Source organism: Burkholderia sp. PAMC 26561, from assembly GCF_001557535.2.
Lineage (GTDB): Bacteria > Pseudomonadota > Gammaproteobacteria > Burkholderiales > Burkholderiaceae > Caballeronia.
On sequence record NZ_CP014306.1, the window covers coordinates 326,214 to 340,938 of the forward strand.

The window sequence follows — 14,725 nt, forward strand, 5'->3', positions numbered from 1 at the left end:
CATGGATGTGAACAGCCTGGTGGACATGGCAAATCAGATTGGTGAGTTCTTCGATTCGATGCCGGATCACGAGGAAGCGCTCGATGGCATCGCCAATCACATTCACAAGTACTGGGCGCCGCGAATGCGAACGCCGATTCTGGAAGCGCTGGATGATCCGGAGTTAAGCGCGAAGCTTCATCCGATCGTGGTGAAGGCGCTGACCAAGCATCGGGAAGTGCTGACGCCGGCGGTTGCGGCTTAGGGGTTGGGGTGTTTTCGATACCTGAGAATGGGGACCGCTGCGGCGGTCCTTTTTTTCGCCGTTTTTATGGGCTCGAATCGAATATAATCATTTTGATTAGAATTGACTGGAGGTACAAGATGCCGCGCACGATGACCGCACATGTGGAAGACGCGTTAGCAGAACGCGTAGATGAGCTCGCAAAAAGGCTGGATCGGCCCCGGGGTTGGCTGATAAGCAAAGCGCTAGAGCAGTTTGTTGAACTCGAAGACACCAGAGACCGGCTGACGCGTGAGGGCATCGCGAGCCTGCGGGCGGGAAAGAGCGTTCCCCACGAAGATGTGAGGGCTTGGGCGGAGAGCTTAAGTACCAAGAAGCCGTTGTCATTTCCGAAAGAGAAACGTGGCGCTTGACGTTACATGGTCCCAGGAAGCGCTGGACGACCTCAAACGCTTATACGACTTTCTTGTCCTGAATAATCCGGCCGCCGCTACCCAAAGCACGATTGATTTAATCGATGGTGTTGACTTCGTCGTCGACAACCCGGGGCTTGCTGTCAAGTTGCCACAATTTGCACCTGTAGACATTCGAAGAGCGTTTGTGAGCCGTTACGAGATACGTTTTGCGTTCAATTTGAGCGACGATCAGATTGACGTTGTGCGTATTTTCAGTCAGCGAGAAGACCGCTAGATTGACCGTGATCGGGGGCATGCGTGTGGACCCTACTCCTCCGTCCCCGCCCCGAACCACGTCTCGCAGTGCCTCAACAACCCTTGCGTATCGGAAGGCGCGCGTCCTCGCGCTGCAATATATCCATCCGGCCGCACCAGATAAAAACACGGCCGCGTCCTTCCATACGCTTCAGTCAACGAACGTGCGCCGTCATCGCCTTTATCGGTGATGCGCCACACGCGCACACTGTTCGGCAACGCCTCTTCTACTGATTTCGCCAATTCATCGAGCTCCTTGTCGCGCAATGCGTGCGCCACGGTCAGCGTCGCGGGCGCAAGTGCAATGTCATCGTCCTCCGAGGGCTTCACCATCAGGAACAGCGAGAAATACGCGGGATCGTGAAGATCGAAGAGACAACCGACACCGGGCGCACGCCCAAGCGGTCCATCGACCACATGCACCCACGCATCCGGCGCGCGATCGCCCGCACGCGGGCCGCCATCGAGCCCGCGTTCGAGCGTCAACGGACTTTTCCGATATTGCACCGACAACTCGCTGACCGTGCGCCGCGCGGCATCGCGCAAGGGACCGATCGCCGATAACACCGGCATCACGTGATCGCGAATCAGCTTCATCGGGCCATGTTCGGCGGCGGCCATCTGCGTCATGAAACTCGATGTCCGCAGCACTTCGCGCTCTATAGGATGACGCTCGGTGTGGTACGTATCGAGCAGTCGATCCGACGCCACGCCCGCCAGCGTCCGCGCGATCTTCCAGCCCAGATTGAACGCTTCCTGAATGCCCGTATTCATGCCTTGCGCACCGGCAGGACTATGGACATGCGCGGCATCGCCGGCGAGGAACACGCGCCCGGATCGCATCTGGTCCACCATGCGGTTGTTCAGCCGGAAATACGATGACCATGCGAGGTTCGTCACCGTCACCCGATGATGAATGCGCCGCGCGATGAGTTCGCGGCATTCATCGAGCGTAGGCGCCGCGCTTTTTTGCAGGCTGTCGGGCGCGTCCGGCGATCGTGCCGCGACGCGCTGATCGGCGATCAGGCGCGTGCGCCCGCCACCCATCGGGAACAACGTGGCAATGCCTTCACCCGACGCAAAGATATGGAATTCGTCGTCGGGCCATTCGGTGTCGGCGTGAAGATCGGCGAGCAGGAAAGTCTGCTCGAAGGTCTTTCCCGTGAACTCGATGTTCAGTCTATGCCTCACCGTGCTGTGTGCGCCGTCCGCTCCAATCAGGTACGACGGCCGCACATGCTCTTCCGCGCCGTTGGCATGCTGCAGCGTGGCTTCAAGCCCCGCCGCCCCCTGGTTGAAGTGGATCAATTCCACGCCACGTTCCACACGCACATCGAACGTTTCAAGATGTTCGGTCATGAGACGTTCGGTGACGGATTGATCGAGGAAAAGCAGAAAGGGATAACGCGTTTGCAAGGGATCGAAGTCGAGTTGCGTGAGGCGCTGCCCGTTCGAATAAAGGTTGCCAGTCCGCGCCCGGTGACCCAGTTCCAGAAACGGCTCGACCAGCCTGTGCTGTTCGAACAATTCGAGCGTGCGCGCCTGGATGCCGATGGCGCGCGACCACGGCGAGGGTTCGGGGGCTTTATCGACCAGGCGCACCGGAATGCCGGCGCGCGAGAGGCTCATGGCAGCGGCGAGACCCGTGGGACCGGCGCCCGCGATGAGCACCGGCGATACATCGAGCGTTTTGTGTCGGTTCGGCTTCTGCGCGGACATGCGCTTCTCCATCAAACGTCACTGACTTCCAGTGTACGCCGGTCGTAATCGGCAAACGCGGGGATCCAACCCTCAGTGCGCGTGCGCCTTTTCACCCAGCGAACAACTGTGCACCGTCGTGCCCATTTCCACTTGCAGGGTCGCGTGGTGCATGGCGTAGTCGCGGCGCAGTGTTCCCACGATTGCATCGACGAAAACATCGCCCGGATGTCCCGCCGGCATCACGATATGCGCGGTCATCGCGTTTTCGGTGGTGGAAAGCGCCCAGACGTGGAGATCGTGGACGTCGGTGACGCCCGGCAAGTCGGAGAGATATTTTTCGATACGCGGCTTGTCCACGCCCGGCGGCACCGCGGCCATGGCAAGACGCATGGCGTCGCGCCCCAGCCCCCACGTCCCGGCCACGATCACCGCGACCACGACAATGCTCATCACCGGATCGACCCAGCTCGCGCCGGTATAGAGGATCACGAGGCCGCTCACGGCGACCGCGGCCGAGATGCCGGCATCGCCCGCCATGTGCAGGAACGCGCCGCGGATGTTCAGGTCTTCCTTGCTGCCGCGCATGAAAAGCCACGCGGAGAAACCGTTGACCACCAGCCCGATCGTCGCAACGATAAACACATCGAGTCCCGCAACCGGCGCGGGATTGAGCAGGCGCTGGACGGCCTCGAGCACGATCGCGCCGCACGCGAACAGCAGCAGCGCGGCGTTGGCGAGCGAAGCGAGTATCGACGAACTGCCGAGTCCGAATGTGTATCGTTCCGATGGCTTTCGCGTGCCGAGCCAGACCGCGCCCCAGGCAAGCAGGAGGCCGAGGACATCGGAGAGATTGTGGCCCGCGTCGGCGAGCAGCGCGGTCGAATGCGCGATGAACCCGTACACCGCCTGCACGGTCACGATCACCACGTTCAGCGCGACCGCTATCGCGAAGGTGCGGCCCTGCCCGGCTTGCGGCGCATGGTGGTGATGATGGCCGCCTTTGTGATCGTGGCCGTGTGCCTCGTGAGCCTCGTGGTCATGCGCGTGACCTTCGTGCCCGTGGTCATGATGCTGATGTTGATGCGTCGGTCGAGGTGCCATTTAATCGTTATCCGGTCTGAAATCGGCGTGCGGCTCGGCGATATGCTCGAGCAATTCAGCCAGCATGCCGCTGATGTGCTGGTCAGCGGCGAGATAGAAAACCTGCTTGCCTTCGCGCTCTGCCCGCACGATTCGCGCCGCCCGCAGCAAGCGCAAATGGTGGCTCACGAGCGAAGCCGATAACCCCAGCGACTCAGCTATGGCCCCCACGGGCGTGCGCCCTTCCACGCACGTCAACACGATGCGCAAACGCGTCGGGTCACCCAGCAGGCGGAACAGGTCGGCGAGCGGAACGACACGCTCGTCGGTTGAAACGTCGTTTAGCAGCAGCGCTGAAGGCACGATTGTTGTATCGAACATATGAACAGGTGTTCACATGTTATCGAGACCAGGTCGCCGGCGTCAACGCAAAAATCGGGATCGGCGGTGAACGTGTGGGAAAATGGCGTGTTCGCATTCGATTTCCCTCAATGGATACAGTTTTTGCGCGCGGCTTCGCAGCACATCGCGACGGCCGCCTCACCGAAGCGGAACGCGACTATCAGGCCGCGCTCGCCGCAGAGCCCTCCCACGTCGACGCACTTCATCTGCTCGGCGTGCTGCGCCACCAACAAGGCCAGCACGCGGAAGCGGCCGATCTGGTGCGCCGCGCGGCAGACCTGCGTCCCGCCGATCCCGCCTTGCAGCTCAATCTCGGCAATGCGCTGAAGGCGCTCGGCCGGATCGATGACGCCATCGAAAGGTTTCGTAACGCGTTGCACCTGGAACCCGGCTTTTCGCTCGCGCAATACAACCTGGGCAATGCGTACGCTGCGGCGGGCCGTCACGAAGACGCCGCCGATGCCTTCGAAAAAGCCCTGCGCCTGCAGCCCGGCGACGCGCCTACCTGGAACAATTTCGGCAACGCGCTGCTTGGAATGCGCCGTTTCGAGGAAGGCGCGAAGGCGTTCCGCCGCGCGCTTCAAATACGGCCGGGGCACGCGGGCGCGCACAACAACCTGGGCATGGCGCTCAATGCGCTCGGCGACACCCACGGCGCCATCCAGCAATTTCGCGAAGCCATTGCCGCCGAGCCGAACTATGTCGCGGCGCATTTCAACCTGGGCAATCTTCTCGATACCGTCGGCCGTCCGCATGAAGCCGTGCCCGTGCTGCAGAAAGTGCTGCGCATGCAGCCGCAATTCGCGCCCGCGCACTTTGGACTCGGGCACGCGCTTGCGGGTATAGGCGAGCATGAAGCCGCGTTGCCGCAGTTCGAGCGCGCGGTCGGACTCGATCCGAAATACAGCGTGGCGTGGCTCGGACTTGGCAATGCGCATTTCGCGCTCGGCGGTCATAAAGCGGCGCTGCGTGCCTTCGATCAGGCGTTGCGCCTCGATCCAGGCCTCGTTGCGGCGAACCTGAATCGCGCGCTGACATTGCTTGCGCTCGGCGATTACGCTCGCGGACTGAGCGCTTATGAATGGCGCCTGCGCGCGCCAGCCAGCGTCCCGGCGCCGGGCCTGCCCGTGTGGAAAGGCGCGCCCATGCCGCGCGAGACGCTGTGGATCCGCGCAGAACAGGGCTTCGGCGATACCTTGCAGTTCGTGCGTTTCGTGCCGTTCGCGGCGAAGCTCGTCGGCCAGATCGTGCTCGAGGTGCAACCGGCGCTTGTCGCGCTGCTCGAGCCGGCGGCAAACGCGGCGGGCGTCATATTGAAAAGCACGCTGACACCGCCTCCCGCCGACATTGACGCGTTCATCCCACTGCTCAGCTTGCCGCTGGCGCTGGGTGTATCGAATACGGAAATGGTGCCGGCGCGCACGCCCTATCTCGTGGTGCCAGCCGCGTATCGCAAGAAATGGCGCGGGTCGCTCGGCGGCCAGTCGAAGCGCAAACTCGGCATTGCATGGTCGGGCCGGATCCAGCCCGGCGAGACGCGTTCGGCGCCGCTCGCGTTACTGGAACCTTTGTTCATGCTGGAAGGCATCGACTGGATCGTTCTGCAGCCTACGCTCACCGCTGAAGAACGCGCGCTGCTGGACAAGCATCCGCGGGCGCGTTTCATTCAGCGGCTGGAAGACAAGCTGGAGAGTTTCGCCGATACCGCCGCGATCATCGATCGTCTGGACGGCGTCGTATCCATCGATACCGCCGTCGCGCATCTGAGCGGCGCGCTCGGAAAACCGCTGTGGCTGATGCTGCCGTTCGCAGCCGACTGGCGTTGGGGTATCGATACACCTTCGAGCGCGTGGTATCCCAAAGCCCATCTGTTCCGGCAGGCGAAACCTGGCGCGTGGGATGGAGTCATCGAACGGGTGGCGAAGGATGTTGCGGCGTCTTCCTAGTGTCTCCAACACCAGCGTTTGAAACAAAAAACCCCTCGCCACGGCGAGGGGTTTTCGTTTCAGGCCACAGGTGACGGAAAGTCAGGCCGTCTTGTACTGATTGCGCGCTTCCGTTGAGCGGTAAAGCACCAGCGTCGCGATCAACCCGCAGATCGCCGCAAGCCCCATCCAAACGCCGGGCGCCGCCTTGTTGCCGGTCGCGTGAATCAGGTAGGTCGAGATGGCGGGCGTGAAGCCGCCGATCGTCGTTGCGAGGCTGTACGCAAGCGAGAAGCCCGTGGTCCGGACTTCGACCGGCATGACTTCCGTGAGCGCCACGACCATCGCGCCGTTATAGCTTCCGTACAGGAACGATAGCCACAACTCGACGCCGAGCAGACGCAGGAACGATGGATCGGCGACAAGCCATTGAACGGCCGGATACGACGTGAGAATGGTCAGGATCGTGAAGAACAACAGCACCGGGCGACGTCCGACACGGTCCGACACCGCGCCCGAAAGCGGCAGCCAGACGAGATTCGACAAACCGACGAACACCGTCACCACCAATGTATCGATGGAAGAAAGCTTCAGCACTTCCTTGCCGAACGTCGGCGTGTACGCCGTGATCATGTAGAACGACACGGTCGTCATGATCACCATGCCCATGCCGGCCAGCACGATGCCCCAGTTCGACGCCATGGACCTCATGATCTCGCTCATCGACGGACGATGTTTGCGCGCGAGGAACTCCTCCGTTTCCTGCAGCGAACGGCGGATGATGAACAGGAACGGCACGATCAGGCAGCCGATGATGAACGGCACGCGCCAACCCCAGGCGGTCATCTGGTCGGGCGGCAAGACCTGGCTCATGACCACACCGATCAGCGCGGCAAACACCACCGCCACTTGCTGGCTACCCGACTGCCAGGAGCAATAGAAACCCTTGTTGCCCTTGGTCGCGATCTCGGACAGATACACGGACACGCCGCCAAGCTCCACGCCGGCCGAAAAGCCCTGCAGCAAGCGGCCAGCCAGCACGATGATCGGGGCCAGCACCCCGATGGTCGCGTATCCCGGGATCACCGCGACCAGCAGCGTGCCGATCGCCATCATGGTCAGCGTAAGAATCAAGCCCTTCCGCCGGCCGTGGTGATCGATATACGCGCCGAGCACGATAGCGCCGATCGGCCGCATCAGGAAGCCGGCGCCGAACACCGACAGCGCGAGCATCAGCGACGCGAATTCGTTGCCGCTCGGAAAATACGTCTTCGCAATGGACGAGGCGTAATAGCCATAGACCATGAAGTCGTACATTTCAAGGAAGTTGCCGCTGACGACGCGAAATACCGACTTCGCTTTCGACTCGTTCACGGGCGTTGCATGTGAAGGGGTGGACATGTCTATCTCAAAGACTTTGACTAAAAACGCCGGCCGGATTGCTTGGACGGCGTGTGGCTCGACGCGGCGTGAAACGCTGGAAACCGATGCACTCGTTCGCGGGCTGCGTGGTGGCAAAACGCCGGATGCATGTGTAAGCTTCGCCGGTTGAAGACCGGCAAAAAATTCCTCGGCACGGCGCAAACGACCAAAAATAACTACACAAGGGTTAACCCTCGATAGTTAACACCGTTATTTCGGTAATTGTCCGCGTCGCCAATCTTACAACGCGAACGCGAAACACGCTCATTCGAACTTCGCGCAATTGCTGCTAAAACAGCTTAACTTTAGCTTTCATATGTCTATAAATAAGCTTACAAATTCGCAATCACCGACCGGATTCGTTTTGCAACTGGCGACATTAAAGGATGCGGCACTTATAGCCGACATGCATGCAAGGAGTTGGGCAACGGCGTATCGAGGGATCCTGCCGGACACGTATCTCGATGACGAACTGACGGTGGATCGCGCCGCGCACTGGAGCACGCGCTTCGACGAACTTGCCAATGGCGCGGGCGAAGTGTTCATCGCGTACATCGGCGAGGAGCCGGCCGGGTTCGTATGCGTGATGGCACCCGATGAAACTGGCAGCGCGCTCGTTGACAACCTGCACGCCATGCCGCAAGCCAAAGGCACGGGACTCGGCACCGCAATGCTCGAGCAAGCCGCGCAATGGGCGGAAGGTCACGGCGCGAAGAACTTGCACCTCTATGTGCTCGAGCCGAATGTTGCGGCAATCGGGTTTTATGAATCGCGTGGATGGCGTTTGGCGGGACGTGAAGATGACACGATGGGCGGCATACCTATCATCGCGCTGCGCTATACCCGGCCGATCGGCTGAGGTCTCCGGGTTTGCTTTGCCTTCATGGAATCGCTGGCGTAATCTCGTTCAACGCCTCTTGCAGGATGTAGCGCAACACGTCCCGCGTGCATTGGCGTGGCCCGTTGAAATGTACGTTGCGTCCGTATCATTCAGCGATCTTTCTTCCCTCCGAGCGCCTTCCAACAATGGAACTAAGAAGGTTCTGAGCGACGCCAAAGCAGGCGCTGGGTATGATCGAGGGCTGTTCTGTGGCGGTCCGGCAAGGTGAAATATCTGTCACCTTCGCAGCAACATCCGGGCGATGTCCACACGGCTGCCCCGCGTGTTATTTCGCTGAGCAGTCCTGACGCCCGCTTTCGGATATGAGAAAAAAATGAATGCTCCTCTGGTCGTTGTACAAGGCGATCTGCTTCTGCCAACCCTGTACCCGCTCGCCGGTATGCCCAACGCCGTCTATGGCGAAGAGTGGACGCTGAAGAGCGCGCGTCCAGCATTGACCGAATATGAAATTCCGTTTTACGCGGCGCGATTTCTCACGGCTTATGTCAGTCCGATATCGCTTCGCAACGAGCGTTTTCCATACACGCCGGCAAGTCTCTGGGGCAAGTTCAGACGCAATGATGAAATGCTGCAGACGGAGCAAACGAGCTTCGCCGCCGCGCCTGTTGATAACGCACCGGCCGCCCCGGAACCAGCATCGTTTGCGTTCGAGCCATTCACCGCACCCGACGATCGCGTGGTCAAGACGCCACCTGCAAACGATCGTCGCAAACAGGTTGCCGGCGGTGCGATTGCGCTGGCTTGCGCTGCGTTTATCGCCTGGGCGCTGTTCGGCACGCGAATCGGCCATCAAAAGCCGGAACAAGCGGCCATGGTTGCGTCGAATGCAACGCCCGCGGCTGATGCATCAGCTGATGTCGTTGCTGCTGAACCGTCTGCAGTTTCTTCTGTGCCGCCTTCCAGCTCAGCTACCGTGTCTACTGCAACGTCCGGCTCTCATCCGGCTGAAGGTTCCTCCAAGCCTTCGGCTGTCGCCGCTGCGGCTCTAACTGCGTTGCAGACACCTTCAGCACCGCCGGCCACGACAGCTTCGACCACAACAGCCAAACCGTCGCCCAACACCGCTTCAGTCGCCAGCAACAGCGGAACGGCCAGCGCCGGCGACACGTCGGCACGGGTAATGAAACCGCAAGTCGTTGCGAAGACAAAACCGCTGGTCGTTGCGCAAGCATCCGAGCGCGGCCGCGCGAAGAGCCACGTCAAGAACAAGCGTTCAGCTGCGCTTATCCGCGAGGCGCGCAGCTACGAAGTCGTGCAGCGGCGCCACGGTCACGAATACCAGGGCACGCCCGTATATCGCAGCAGCGGGTTCGATGCGCCGCTGGCCTCGCCAGGTCGCCGCGCTCAGTCGCGCGACGACATGCGCACGGCTTCGTCGGGTTCTTCGCTCAGCGTGACCGAGATGTACAACATGCTCGCGCATTCGGCCGTCCTCGACGACAACAGCGGCGTCTCCCGCCAGACGGTGCGCGCAAGTTCAGTAGCCACGCCACGCTCGGGCTCAGGCGATTCATCGAACTGGAGTTCCGATATCAGCCAACGCCGTGTCACCGAACCAGGATCGCAATTCCTGAAGTAATTGCGCGCGAATGATCGCGCATCAACCAGACGGTTCCCTGGCGGCGAGGTGACGCGTTTTGAACGCGTCACACCTCGCGTCGATCCTCAATCAATCTAGAAGCCTCGCACTATGAAGTTCTGCTCCACCTCCGCCCTTCTGCAAGCGTTGTTTGTTGTTGTCATCGGGTTCGGCTCGACCGTGGTCAATGCTTATCAGCCCGTGGGCACGCTGCTCTCGGCAACGGGTCTCGCTGACCCCGTCCGTCCCGTACCCGCTTATGGTTCGATGGACGATTTCAAGGACGGCACCGACGGCGCGGAGAGCGGCCAGGCGGCGGGGAACGTATCCGAACTCCGGCAAATGGTTCAGGCGAAGAAGCTCACCGAGTTGCGCGTCACGAATAACGGCAGCTACGGGGCGGCGCTCTTTTTCTATCCGCAAGAGATGGTGTATTACGTCGCGCTGTTCCAGGACAAGAATTTCTGGCGCGTGGTGAAGTCGCAGGACAACATGCACGCAGAAACCGTCTACGCGCAGTTCGCGAGGAAGAGTTATGCGCTCGCCGAGGGCGAGATCCAGCGCACGCAATTGCAGGCGCAAAAGGCGCTGCTGGAGCGGGTGATTGCGGTATCGAACGATCGGGCGCAGCGGCTGACGGCAGACCTTTCCATTGCACGTGCGCAAGAAAGCGAAGTGTCGCAACGGCAACAGCAAATGCAGGCGGAATCAATGGCGTTGCAAAACGACAAATCCAATGCCGAGCGCCGTTTGCGGGCGCTGCAACAGCAGGTCCAGCAGCTCCAGGATCAAAACGAAGCTGGGATCGTGCAGTAATTCTGGTTGCCGCATGAAGGACAAGGGCCGCTTCAACTGATGTTGAAGCGGCCCTTGTCGTTATAGCCTGATTTCGTTCAACGCCGATTCAGAAGCGCGTCTCACGTGCCACGCGCAGGAACGTATCCAGCAGCGGCGTGCAGTCCAGCAACTCGTCACCACCCGCGCGATGAAACTCCGGATGCCATTGCACGCCCATCACGAACGGCGCGCGCCGGTAACGCACAGCCTCGATGATCCCATCCGCCGCCGATACCGCCTCAATGTTCAGGTCGCGGCCAATCGTCTTCACTGCCTGATGGTGGATCGAATTCACGAGCGCTTCGCGGCGGCCCGGGAACATGTTGACGAGCGTCGAGCCATCGGGGAAACGAATCGGATGCCGATGCTGGTCGTATTGCTCATTGACATGGATGCCGGCGGTCGGGACATCGGTGGCAATGTCCTGATACAGCGTGCCGCCGAACGCCACATTGATGAGCTGGCAACCGCGGCACACGCCGAGCACCGGCTTGCCCGATTCGATGAACTCATGCAGCAACTCGAGCTCGTACATATCGCGCACACGGTCTCCCGGCCATTCGTGGCGCGTTGCCGCTTCCGCGTAGGACTGCGGCGAAACATCCGCGCCGCCTTGAAGCAACAGGCCGTCAAGATGCTTCGCGTAATCGCGCAAACGAATATTGCTCGGATGCAGCATGCCCTGATGCCCGACCGTGGGGATCATGAACACGAGCACATCGCGCGACATCACCCAATGCGCAATCGATTCTTCAAGGTATTGCAGCGTCTTGCCGCGCAGACCTTTGGCACCCGGTTCGGGATGAAAGATCCGCGCCGATACACCGATCTTCAACGTCCGCTGTGTGATGCGCTGTCCGGCGCGATCGAAGATCTGACGGGCGCGCGCCTTCATCACACGGCCGAACACCGACCATGCGGAATCGCTCTGCCGCAAGTACGCGGGCGGCGCTTGCTTGCCGGGCGGAGCTTCAGGCGGTATGGGAGGCGGATGAAACGTGCCGAAGTCAGGCGCGGCGGTAAATTCCGGAGGCAAGGCGCTGGCTCGCGGCGGGACGGTCTCCGAGTTGATCTCCACGGTTTCCGCGGCTTGCGCTTCAGTCGCGATCTCAACCTCTTCCGCGAGATTAGCGTGCGCTTCAGTCGCCGACTCGACCTCTTTCGCGAGGCCTGCATCTACAGTGGACGGCGCGTGAGCGGACACAGGCCTCGCGGCGTTCTCCTGTGCAAACGTGGCGCTCGCCGCCGACTTGCGCGCTTCGGCGGCATCGTCGCGCTGGGCCTTCGCTACGTCTACGGGCTCGACCGTCGACGCACTCGATGGCGCATCCGTCGACGCCCGCTCCGCCGCGCTGGCATCAGGCCCAGGCTCGGCAGCGGCGGGAACTTCAGTGCTTTTTTGAGATGACGCGGACGGGACGGCCGGATCGGGATTGGGGATATGCGGACCGGAGCCCGTAGAACCCACGGTATTTTCGGGCTTGCCCGAGTTTGACGTCTTGTTTTCGCTCATTCCGATAGAGGCGCGATGCGCTTTGAGAATGGTCAGAGTTCAATTATCCGCCTCTGGTCCGGGGGCGGCAAACCATCAAACAATTGCTCACATTACCAGAGGAAAGAAACAATTCATGCTCATTAATGATCGCGAGGCTCTTCGAAAGTTTCTCGCAGTGCGATTTGCATGGTCGCGTGGATCTTCACGCACCAGCGCCACAACACGGTCAATAACAGCGCCGCGCAAACGAGCACCGCAATCATCAGGCCGAACGGCGGGAGAATCGCGCCCGACAGCACGGTGACCAGCAGAAAGACGCCGAACATCGCGAGAATCGGGATCAGCCCGGAAATGGCCGAGCGCAGCGCGCTCGTGAAGCGCCCGGCCTTCGCGGGCTGCACGCTCACTTCGGCGAGCATCAATGCAAGCGACTCGAGCTTTCGATAAACCGCGACAAGAAACGGCATCGACACCAGCAACGCCACGCTCCAGATGGCTACGCGCTGCGCGTCGTTGGTCGGCAGCCAGCGGGCGAGAAACGCTTTGGTGCCCGGCGCCGAGTACGAAGCGGCGAGAAAGATGGCGGCGACCAGCGCCAGATTGACCGCGATCTGCAGCACGATTCGCCGTGTCATGCTGAAGAGGGTTGGGCCGGCGGTATCGGGCGAAAGGCTTGCAAGCCATTGCGAATACAGCCCGAACGTATTGGCGACCGGAACCGGCATGGATTGGGCGATGCGCCGCGTGATGGGATCGGCGGCCTTGATCAGGTATGGCGTGAACAACGTGGTCAGCGCGGAAACCGCGACCGCGATCGGATACAGGAAGCTGCTGGTCACTTTCAGCGACACCCCCAGCGACGCGATGATGAACGAGAACTCACCGATCTGCGCCACGCTCATGCCGACGCGCATCGATGTACGCCCGTCGCGCCCGGCGAGGAACGTCCCGAGCCCGCACGATACGATCTTGCCGAACACGACCGCTACGGTGATGACGGTGATCGGCCACCAGTAATCGACGAGCACCCCCGGGTTCAGCAACAGCCCGATGGTCACAAAAAAGATGGCCGAGAACATGTCGCGAATCGGCGCGATCAGATGTTCGATGCGCTGCAGATTCCGTGATTCGGCCATGATCGCGCCGATCAGGAACGCCCCGAGCGCGATGCTGTAGTCCAGCTTCACGACGAGCAGACAGAAGCCGAAACAGAAGCCGAGCACGGTGACGAGCAGCATTTCATCGCTCTTGGCCTTGGCGACGTAATCGAGCGCGCGCGGCACGATCAGGATGCCGATCACCATCGATACCGTCATGAACAACAGCAACTTGCCGAGCGTCACGAACGCCACGCCCGCCGATACCGATCCGGTCTGCGCGATCCCAGAAAGCAGCACGAGCATGGCGATCGCAAGAATGTCCTCCACGATCAGAATGCCGAAAATCAGTTGCGCGAACGGCTCGCCCTTCATGCCGAGTTCCGAAAGCGCCTTGACGATAATCGTGGTCGACGAAATGGCGAGCATCGCGCCGAGGAACAGCGAGTCCATCGTATTCCAGCCGAACCATTGGCCGATTTCGTAGCCGATCCAGATCATCAGCAAGATCTCGGAGGCGGCCGCCACGAACGCCGTGGCCCCGACCTTGAAGAGCTTCTTCAGGCTGAATTCGAGCCCGAGAGAAAACATCAGGAAGACCACGCCAAGTTCGCCGAGGGTCTGGATGGTGGCTTCGTCGTGGATAAGCTGAAAAGGTGGCGTGTACGGTCCGATGATCACGCCCGCCACGATGTATCCCAACACGACTGGCTGCTTCAGGCGATGAAACAACACGGTGACGACGCCCGCAATCGCCATGATGACCGCCAGATCTTGTATGAAGCCGATCGCGTGATGCATCCACAAATCCTTACAAATAGCACACAGGGATGCCGATAGTACCGCAACGAATATTTAGATTGATGACGGGAATGTACGGAACGAGGACAAAACAGGATGCGCCATCGGGCGAGGCCGATAACGATAAATGACCATTGCGACCGTCGACCGGCCGCACTTCAAAGAATATGACGGCCTGAAGCTGTGTCAGGCCGCCATTGAACGAAGCCCGCTCAGACGGCTGCTTCGTCCTCCTCGCCGGTACGAATGCGGATCACGCGCTGGACGTCGGTCACAAAAATCTTGCCGTCGCCAATCTTGCCGGTACGAGCCGCCCCGATGATGGCATCGATAACCTGATCCGTCTGCGAGTCCGCCACGACGACTTCGATCTTCACCTTCGGCAGAAAGTCGACGACGTACTCCGCCCCGCGATACAACTCCGTGTGACCCTTTTGACGTCCAAACCCCTTGACCTCGGTAACCGTCAGGCCGGTAAGACCAGCCGTTGCCAGTGCCTCGCGGACTTCGTCCAGCTTGAACGGCTTGATGACTGCGGTGATGCTCTTCATG

14 protein-coding genes are annotated in these 14,725 nt (G+C 60.7%); 7 read left to right on the top strand and 7 right to left on the bottom strand.

Going from position 1 to position 14,725, the window contains the following annotated elements:
* Position 1: 1 nt before the first annotated feature.
* The 3 genes from AXG89_RS01600 (at position 2) to AXG89_RS01610 (ending at position 913) form a co-directional block, all read left to right on the top strand.
* Complete coding sequence (locus AXG89_RS01600; protein WP_062167359.1) at positions 2-244, top strand: formate dehydrogenase subunit delta; 243 nt, start codon at positions 2-4, stop codon at positions 242-244.
* Positions 245-363: 119 nt separating this feature from the next.
* Positions 364-636, top strand: coding sequence for a CopG family ribbon-helix-helix protein (locus tag AXG89_RS01605; protein WP_062167361.1), 273 nt, complete (start codon positions 364-366; stop codon positions 634-636).
* Positions 626-913: a type II toxin-antitoxin system RelE/ParE family toxin gene (locus tag AXG89_RS01610; protein ID WP_062167363.1), complete on the top strand. Its 288-nt coding sequence runs from the start codon at positions 626-628 to the stop codon at positions 911-913. The genes AXG89_RS01605 and AXG89_RS01610 overlap by 11 nt, the downstream gene beginning before the upstream one ends.
* A 32-nt stretch (positions 914-945) precedes the next feature.
* Here AXG89_RS01610 and AXG89_RS01615 read toward each other — a convergent pair whose 3' ends face one another.
* The 3 genes from AXG89_RS01615 to AXG89_RS01625 all read right to left on the bottom strand — a co-directional run bounded on the left by AXG89_RS01615 (position 946) and on the right by AXG89_RS01625 (position 4,095).
* Positions 946-2,652 (bottom strand): FAD-dependent monooxygenase, encoded by a 1,707-nt coding sequence (locus AXG89_RS01615; protein ID WP_062167365.1) that lies wholly within the window; start codon positions 2,650-2,652, stop codon positions 946-948.
* Positions 2,653-2,724: 72 nt separating this feature from the next.
* Complete coding sequence (locus tag AXG89_RS01620) at positions 2,725-3,735, bottom strand: cation diffusion facilitator family transporter (RefSeq protein WP_062167367.1); 1,011 nt, start codon at positions 3,733-3,735, stop codon at positions 2,725-2,727.
* The gene (locus AXG89_RS01625; protein ID WP_086386241.1) at positions 3,736-4,095 is read right to left on the bottom strand and encodes an ArsR/SmtB family transcription factor; all 360 of its coding nucleotides are present in this window, start codon (positions 4,093-4,095) and stop codon (positions 3,736-3,738) included.
* A gap of 110 nt (positions 4,096-4,205) precedes the next feature.
* Between AXG89_RS01625 and AXG89_RS01630 the strand changes: the two genes are divergently transcribed.
* Positions 4,206-6,062, top strand: a complete 1,857-nt coding sequence (locus tag AXG89_RS01630; RefSeq protein ID WP_062167369.1) for a tetratricopeptide repeat protein — start codon at positions 4,206-4,208, stop codon at positions 6,060-6,062.
* 81 nt (positions 6,063-6,143) lie between these two features.
* On the opposite strand, the gene AXG89_RS01635 is transcribed toward AXG89_RS01630, so the two are convergent.
* Positions 6,144-7,442 carry an MFS transporter gene (locus tag AXG89_RS01635; RefSeq protein WP_062000943.1) on the bottom strand — a complete coding sequence of 433 codons (1,299 nt, stop codon included), beginning with the start codon at positions 7,440-7,442 and terminating at the stop codon, positions 6,144-6,146.
* Between the two features lie 427 nt (positions 7,443-7,869).
* On the opposite strand from AXG89_RS01635, the gene AXG89_RS01640 reads away from it, so the two are divergent.
* The 3 genes from AXG89_RS01640 to AXG89_RS01650 all read left to right on the top strand — a co-directional run bounded on the left by AXG89_RS01640 (position 7,870) and on the right by AXG89_RS01650 (position 10,759).
* On the top strand, positions 7,870-8,322 hold the full coding sequence (locus tag AXG89_RS01640) for a GNAT family N-acetyltransferase (protein WP_236873358.1): 453 nt from the start codon (positions 7,870-7,872) through the stop codon (positions 8,320-8,322).
* Positions 8,323-8,677: 355 nt separating this feature from the next.
* Entirely contained in the window at positions 8,678-9,943 is a 1,266-nt protein-coding gene (locus tag AXG89_RS01645; protein ID WP_062167373.1) for a hypothetical protein, read from the top strand.
* Positions 9,944-10,054: 111 nt separating this feature from the next.
* Entirely contained in the window at positions 10,055-10,759 is a 705-nt protein-coding gene (locus AXG89_RS01650; protein WP_062167375.1) for a DUF2968 domain-containing protein, read from the top strand.
* A gap of 88 nt (positions 10,760-10,847) precedes the next feature.
* Here the strand turns inward: AXG89_RS01650 and AXG89_RS01655 are convergent, their stop codons facing one another.
* The 3 genes from AXG89_RS01655 to glnK form a co-directional block, all read right to left on the bottom strand.
* On the bottom strand, positions 10,848-12,293 hold the full coding sequence (locus AXG89_RS01655; protein ID WP_062000045.1) for a type 1 glutamine amidotransferase: 1,446 nt from the start codon (positions 12,291-12,293) through the stop codon (positions 10,848-10,850).
* A 122-nt stretch (positions 12,294-12,415) separates the two neighbouring features.
* Positions 12,416-14,173, bottom strand: coding sequence for a cation:proton antiporter (locus AXG89_RS01660; RefSeq protein ID WP_062167378.1), 1,758 nt, complete (start codon positions 14,171-14,173; stop codon positions 12,416-12,418).
* Positions 14,174-14,385: 212 nt separating this feature from the next.
* The gene (glnK, locus tag AXG89_RS01665) at positions 14,386-14,724 is read right to left on the bottom strand and encodes a P-II family nitrogen regulator (protein ID WP_062000047.1); all 339 of its coding nucleotides are present in this window, start codon (positions 14,722-14,724) and stop codon (positions 14,386-14,388) included.
* Position 14,725: the final 1 nt, after the last annotated feature.

Coding starts and splice junctions, on each gene's coding strand:
- AXG89_RS01600 (WP_062167359.1), top strand. CDS start 2: ATGGATGTGAACAGCCTGGTGGACATGGCAAATCAGATTGGTGAGTTC.
- AXG89_RS01605 (WP_062167361.1), top strand. CDS start 364: ATGCCGCGCACGATGACCGCACATGTGGAAGACGCGTTAGCAGAACGC.
- AXG89_RS01615 (WP_062167365.1), bottom strand. CDS start 2,652: ATGTCCGCGCAGAAGCCGAACCGACACAAAACGCTCGATGTATCGCCG.
- AXG89_RS01620 (WP_062167367.1), bottom strand. CDS start 3,735: ATGGCACCTCGACCGACGCATCAACATCAGCATCATGACCACGGGCAC.
- AXG89_RS01625 (WP_086386241.1), bottom strand. CDS start 4,095: ATGTTCGATACAACAATCGTGCCTTCAGCGCTGCTGCTAAACGACGTT.
- AXG89_RS01630 (WP_062167369.1), top strand. CDS start 4,206: ATGGATACAGTTTTTGCGCGCGGCTTCGCAGCACATCGCGACGGCCGC.
- AXG89_RS01635 (WP_062000943.1), bottom strand. CDS start 7,442: ATGTCCACCCCTTCACATGCAACGCCCGTGAACGAGTCGAAAGCGAAG.
- AXG89_RS01640 (WP_236873358.1), top strand. CDS start 7,870: ATGCATGCAAGGAGTTGGGCAACGGCGTATCGAGGGATCCTGCCGGAC.
- AXG89_RS01645 (WP_062167373.1), top strand. CDS start 8,678: ATGAATGCTCCTCTGGTCGTTGTACAAGGCGATCTGCTTCTGCCAACC.
- AXG89_RS01650 (WP_062167375.1), top strand. CDS start 10,055: ATGAAGTTCTGCTCCACCTCCGCCCTTCTGCAAGCGTTGTTTGTTGTT.
- AXG89_RS01655 (WP_062000045.1), bottom strand. CDS start 12,293: ATGAGCGAAAACAAGACGTCAAACTCGGGCAAGCCCGAAAATACCGTG.
- AXG89_RS01660 (WP_062167378.1), bottom strand. CDS start 14,173: ATGCATCACGCGATCGGCTTCATACAAGATCTGGCGGTCATCATGGCG.
- glnK (WP_062000047.1), bottom strand. CDS start 14,724: ATGAAGAGCATCACCGCAGTCATCAAGCCGTTCAAGCTGGACGAAGTC.